This window comes from Streptomyces sp. NPDC059455 (assembly GCF_042750115.1).
Taxonomy (GTDB): domain Bacteria; phylum Actinomycetota; class Actinomycetes; order Streptomycetales; family Streptomycetaceae; genus Streptomyces; species Streptomyces endocoffeicus.
In genome coordinates this window covers 20,446-26,713 of record NZ_JBHYVB010000073.1, presented here as the reverse complement: position 1 = coordinate 26,713, position 6,268 = coordinate 20,446, and the positions used below count along the sequence as shown (strand labels likewise).

Here is a 6,268-nt window from a genome sequence, read left to right as displayed (position 1 = left end):
AGCTTGTCACATAGTACACCCACACCCACGCGCTCTTCCGCGCCGCCGCGCCCGCCGCCCGCGCGGCCGCGCCCCCCCGGGGGGGGGGGGGGCCCCCCGTCCGCGTACCGGATGCCCCGCGGTCAGAGAAACGTCCCCGAAGGGATGTACGGCATCGGCGGCGGCATCCCCCGCAGACACACATAGCCGCTCGTGGACAGCTCGAGCCCGGCCTCGATCCCCACGTCCACCGCCCACTGCTGCTCGGCCGTCAGCCCCGGCACCCGCGCGTCGGCGCCCTCCGGAAGGCACAGCAGCGCGGCGGTCAGCAGCCGCTTCGCCAGCCGCCGCGAGGTCGCGGCCAGCATCTCGACCTTGCCGTCCTCGGCGACATAGCAGTAGCCGCTGCCCGCGAGGTCGTCCACCACCAGCAACCGCCGCTGGGTGAGCAGCAGTTCGTGGTCGGCGCCGTGCGCGCCACCCCGGGTGCGGCGGTCCACCGAGTCCAGCAGGTCCCGGTGGCGGGCCACGCCCTCGTGCACCGCGCCGTCCGGCGGGGACAGCCGCTCCTTGGTCTCCGGTCCGACCGTGCCGCGCAGCCGCATCGCCGGATGCAGCGCGAACCCCGCGCGCCGGTAGGTGCTCGCCGCGCGCGAATCCTCCGATCCGCAGATGATGCCGCGCAGACACCCCCGTCCGTACAGCAGTGCCGCGGCCAGCAACTCCCGGCCCACGCCCTGCCGCTGGGCCCGTGGCAGCACCGCGAACATCGACAGCCCCCAGGTGCCCTCGCGCCGGGCCGACAGCGTCACGCCGAGCGGCATTCCGGCCTCGTCCAGGGCGAGCCAGCAGCCGCCCGGGTCGGTGCGGGCGAGATGACGGTTCCGCTCATGGACCTCGGCCACGTACCCCGGTGGCCATCCGTCCTTGCCCGCGAGGGCGCCGGAGTCCCCGAAGGCGGCGGCCACCACCTCCCATGCCGCCTCGGCGTCCTCGTCGGTGTCACGTAGCTGGCGGAGGATCATGCGCCCATGATGGCGCGTCCGATGAGCGATTGCCGGTACGCGGAAGCGGCTTGCTCGACCGGCGAACGCGACAACGTTGTCAGGCTGACTGTAACGATCAGTACGCCGCCAACCAGGTGTCCCTGTCAAGACCGTCACCGCACCCTTACGGCCGACGGCCCCCGTGCGGTACGGTCCCCACGGCTTGCTCGACCCGGCGATCGCGGCCCTTCCAACAAGGTGGGACCGCAATGCCCTCAAGACCCCTGGCCGCCCTGGCGGCCGCGGCCCTGACCGCGGGGCTCCTCGCCACCGCGGCCACCGCGCCCGCGTCGGCCGCCCCGCCGCCGACGCTGGTCAAGGACCCGGCGGCGTACGTCGATCCGCTCATCGGCAGCTCGGCCGGCGGCAACACCTTCCCCGGAGCCGTCGCGCCCCTCGGCATGCTGTCGTGGAGCCCGGAGAACACCCGCGGCGACGCCACCCGGACCGCCGCGCCCGGCGGCTACCACTACGACGCCACTCGCGTCCGCGGCTTCAGCCTCACCCATATGTCCGGCACCGGGTGCGCGGGCGGCGCGGGCGACATCCCCTTCTTCCCCCACGTCGGCGAGGTCACCTCCTCACCCGCCGCCGACACCAAGGACCAGGTCTACGCCTCCGACTTCAGCCACTCCGACGAGACCGCCGAACCCGGCCGCTACCACGTCTCCCTCGCCTCCGGCGCCGGTGCGGACCTGACCGCCACCGCCCGCACCGGATCGGCCCGCTTCACCTACCCCGCGGACAAGACCGCCTCCCTGCTGATCCGCACCTCCTCCTCCGAGGTCGGCAGCTCGGACGCCGACCTCACCATCGACCCGGAACACCGAACCGTCTCCGGCTCGGTCACCAGCGGCAACTTCTGCGGCTATCTCGACCCCGAGGGGCGCCGCGGCTACTACACGCTGCACTTCACCGCCACGTTCGACACCCCGTTCACCACCCAGGGCACCTGGCGGGACGGCACCCTGCGGCCCGGCACCACCAGCGCCGAGGGCGGCTCCGGCGGCTATGGCGGCGACGGCCGCCCGGTGGCCGGGAAGGGCTCCGGCGGCTATCTCCAATTCGCCCCGGGCACCCGCCGGGTCGGCGTCAAGGTCGGCATCAGCTACGTCAGCGACCAAGGCGCCCGGGCCAACCTCGCCGCCGAGAACCCGCCGCGGCGCGGCTTCGACCAGGTGCGCACCGCCGCGTACGACGCCTGGCGGCGGCAGCTGTCCGCCATCCGGGTCGGTGGCGGCGCGGACGCGGACCGCACCACCTTCTACACCGCGCTCTACCACTCGCTGCTGCACCCCAACGTCATCAGCGACACCGACGGCCGCTACCGGGGCAGCGACGGTGAGGTGCACCGGGTGAGCCGGGGCCACCGGGCCCAGTACGGCACCTTCTCCGGCTGGGACGTCTACCGCTCCCAACTCCAGCTGCTCACCCTGCTGGAGCCGGACAAGGGCTCCGACATCGCGCAGTCCCTGCTGAACCTCGCCCAGCAGAACGGCGGCGTCTGGGACCGCTGGCTCCAGGGCGCCTCGGGGACGCATGTGATGAACGGCGACCCGTCGGCCGCCGCCCTCGCCGGGATCCGGGCCTTCGGTGGCGACGACTACGACCTCGACGCCGCCCTCGACTCGCTCGTCAAGGCGGCCACCGAGCCGACCGCGAAGGACCTCAGCCCGGCGGGCAAGCCCATCATGTCGGTCGGCCAGCGGCCCTCCCTCGACAAGTACCTGAAGCTGCACTACATGCCGTCCGTCTCCAACGCCTGGGGCGGCGCGGCCGAGACCCTGGAGATGTCCGGCGCGGACTTCGCCCTCTCCCAACTGGCGCGGGCCGCGGGCCGTAAGGACACCGCCGAGACCTTCGCGCGCCGCGCCCAGTGGTGGCAGAACAACTTCAACGCCGCCGCCGACCCGGAGACCGGCGGCTATGCCGCCAACCGTAAGGCCGACGGCAGCTGGGTCACCGGCTTCACCCCGGCCACCGGCAACGGCTTCGTCGAGGGCACCAGCGCCCAGTACACCTGGATGGTCCCGCACAACCCCGCCGGTCTCTTCGCCGCCATGGGCGGTAAGGACGCCGCGGTGAAGCGTCTGGACGCCTTCTTCCACGACGCCGACGGGGGCTGGGCGCTCACCGGCAAGGGCGGCGAGAAGTCCGAGCTGGACAACGAGCCGTCGATCAACGTCCCCTACCTCTACGCCTACGCCGGACAGCCGTACAAGACACAGGAGACCGTGCGCGCCGCGATGCGCCGGCTGTGGACCACGAAGTCCGACGGCATCCCCGGCAACGACGACCTCGGCGAGATGTCGTCGTGGTACGTCTTCTCGGCCCTCGGCATGTATCCCCAGGTGCCCTCCCGCGCCGAACTGGTCCTGGCCTCGCCCCTCTTCCCGCGGATCGAGATCGACCGCGGCGGCCGGGACATCTCCATCCGCGCCCCGCAGGCCGCGCCCGGCACGCCCTACGTCCAGGCGCTGAAGGTGGACGGGCGGGCGAGCGACCGCCCCTGGCTGCCGGAGTCCTTCGTACGGCACGGCGGAACGCTGGACTACACCCTGTCCGACACCCCCGACCGCGCCTGGGGCTCGGCCCCGTCCGACGCCCCGCCCTCCTTCCGCGAGGGCGAGCAGCCCTACCAGATCGGGGTCGGCCCGACCACGGGCACGCTCGCCCCGGGCGACAGCCTGACCGTGAAGGTGGCCGCCGTCCCGGTCAGCGAGGGCGACCGCCCCGAGGTGCGCTTCACCACCGACGCCCCCGACGGGATCACCGCCTCACCCGCCTCCGGGACGGTGGGCCCGGACGGCACGGCGGAGATCTCCCTGCGCGCGGGGAAGGACACGGCCGAGGGGTTCTACGACGCGAAGGTGACGGTGACCAGCGAGGGCACCGAAGTCGTCCAGCCGATCACCCTCACCGTCGCCGCCCCCGGCTCGCTGCTCGCCGCGTACAACAACGTCGGCGCGACCGAGGACGCCGGCGAGCACGACGAGGGCGACTACGACGGCGGCGGCTGGAGCTACTCCCGCCAGGCCCTCGCCGCCGCCGGCCTCGAGCCGGGCGCCAAGGGGACCACCCAGGGCCTTGACTACACCTGGCCCGCCTCCCCGTCCGGCCGCCCCGACAACGCCTCCGCCACCGCCCAGACCATCGCCCTGCCCCCGTCCACCGGCCTCTCCTTCATCGGCAGCGCCGTCAACGGCAACCAGAAGGCCACCGCCAAGGTCACCTACACCGACGGCAGCTCGGACGAGGCGGACCTGTCCTTCACCGACTGGACGGTGGGCGGCGGCGCCGGAACGGTCCAGTACGGCAACGTGACCGTCGCCAGGACCCCGTACCGCAACATCAGCGGCGGCGACAAGGACGTGGTGGACGCCTACATCTTCGCCACGAAGGCGTTCCGGGCGCCGGAGGGCAAGACGGTCAAGAGCGTCACCCTCCCGGACAACGCGGATCTCCACGTCTTCGCGGTCGCCCGCGGCTGAGTGAGTCAACGCGAAGAGTCGCGACCTACGATCGAGTGACGCGACGGTCAGCGTTGTGGGGCCGGGAGGGGGAGGCGTCGATGTACCACTCCCGGCCCAGCAGCAGGCCGAAGAGCGGGGTGGGCAGCCGGATCATCCTCCGCATGACGGGGTTCATGCGGCCCGCGCCGTTCACCTGGGAGTGGTGGGCGGCCAGGGCCGCCTGCTTCTGGCGGGCGTAGTGGCGGACGTCGTAGCGGTGGGTGATGGCCGAGCGGGGGCTGAAGCGGGTGGTCAGCTCGGCGGGGTCGTGGCGCAAGGGGATGCGCAGGAGCCGTACGAGGCGTAGCAGGCGTTCGACGGTGTCGCGGGGGATCGTCGCCTCGAGGACCCTCGGCGTCTTGGCCAGTTCGGCGGTGCGGCGGCCGACCTCGTGGACCTTGATGTGGTCGCGGTGGCCGTAGCCGCCGTTGGGGTCGTAGGTGAGCAGCATGGCCGCGTCCTCCTCGCGCAGGATCGCGGCCAGTCGCTCCGCCGCCTCCTCCGGGTCCGCCCGCGCGAAGCGGGTGCGGTCCGGTGGGTCGGGGTAGAGCAGTGCGCCGTGGCCGCTGTCCGCGTAGCCGAGGTGGACGACGCGGTCGACGCCGAGGATGGCCGCGCTCGTCCGCAGTTCGCGCATGCGGGGCGGTTCGCCGTTCTCCGGGGCCGCGTCCATGAGGCCGTCCGTGGCGACCACGAGCACCACCCGGTGTCCCTCATCGGCCAGCCGGGCGAGCGTGCCCCCCGGTCAGCGGCGCCTCGTCGTCGGGGTGGGCGTGGAATGCCAGGACGGTAGCCATCCGCCCATCCTGGCATTCGGGGTCATGCGAAGGCCGCGATATGGCGTAGCGCCCACTCGGCGAAGGGACGCGGCGGGTGGCGCAGGATGCGCTCGGTGTCCGGGCTCACCCGCTGTTCGTCGGCTGTTGGCTCGCCCAGGATGTCGAGGGTGCCGTCGGCGACGGGCTCCGGCATGAACCGCAGCATCTGCGCCCGTGCCCGCTCCCGGCTCAGTTCGACGAATCGTACGGGCTCGCCCAGCGCGTCGGCGATCGCGTGCGCCTGTCCGCGCGGGGTGACCGGGGCGGGGCCGGTGAGCTCGTAGGTACGGCCCGCGTGGCCCGGCTCCCGCAGCGTGGCGGCCGCGACCTCCGCGATGTCCGCGGGGTCCACGACCGGCAGTCCGACGTCGGCGAAGGGCGCCGCGATCACGCGCTCCTTACGGATGGATTCGGCCCAGGCGAAGGCGTTCGAGGCGAAGCCCCCGGGCCGCAGGATCGTCCAGTCGAGACCCGACTTCCGGACGGCGTCCTCGAACGCCCGCATGGGGGCGTGGGACACCGCCTCCGGGCGGGTCCCGGCGGCCTGGGAGGAGAGCAGGACCACGCGCCGTACGCCGGCGGACCGCGCGACGTCCAGGAGTTCGCCGGTCCGCGGCGGACCGGCGAGCAACTCGCCCGCGAAGAGCAGGAACAGCGCGTCGGCCCCCTCCAGCGCGGGCCGCAGACCTTCGGGGTCGGCCAGATCGGCCTGCCGACCGCGTACCCCCTCCGGTAGCTCTCCGGCGGCCCCGGCCAATGGCCGCCGCGAGACCGCTGTGACGCGCTCGCCGAGTGCGGCGAGGGTAGCCCCCCGCGGTCGGGCCGCATTACCGGGGGCTGCCGGTTACACCACTGTGTGGAGTTGCCCCGTGTGCCCTTGCCCGACGCGTTTGCCGCCCCCCGGCCCGGTGGA

At 73.3% G+C, this 6,268-nt stretch carries 3 protein-coding genes and 1 pseudogene; 1 reads left to right on the top strand and 3 read right to left on the bottom strand.

Going from position 1 to position 6,268, the window contains the following annotated elements:
- Positions 1-122 precede the first annotated feature (122 nt).
- Complete coding sequence (locus tag ACFXB5_RS24965) at positions 123-1,004, bottom strand: GNAT family N-acetyltransferase (RefSeq protein ID WP_385211642.1); 882 nt, start codon at positions 1,002-1,004, stop codon at positions 123-125.
- Positions 1,005-1,234: 230 nt separating this feature from the next.
- On the opposite strand from ACFXB5_RS24965, the gene ACFXB5_RS24960 reads away from it, so the two are divergent.
- Positions 1,235-4,516: a GH92 family glycosyl hydrolase gene (locus tag ACFXB5_RS24960; protein ID WP_385211640.1), complete on the top strand. Its 3,282-nt coding sequence runs from the start codon at positions 1,235-1,237 to the stop codon at positions 4,514-4,516.
- A 25-nt stretch (positions 4,517-4,541) separates the two neighbouring features.
- On the opposite strand, the gene ACFXB5_RS24955 is transcribed toward ACFXB5_RS24960, so the two are convergent.
- On the bottom strand, positions 4,542-5,240 hold the full coding sequence (locus ACFXB5_RS24955) for a PIG-L deacetylase family protein (protein ID WP_385211638.1): 699 nt from the start codon (positions 5,238-5,240) through the stop codon (positions 4,542-4,544).
- Between the two features lie 116 nt (positions 5,241-5,356).
- Positions 5,357-6,193: pseudogene (locus tag ACFXB5_RS24950) on the bottom strand (NAD(P)H-binding protein); the annotation flags it as partial.
- Between the last annotated feature and the right edge of the window lie 75 nt (positions 6,194-6,268).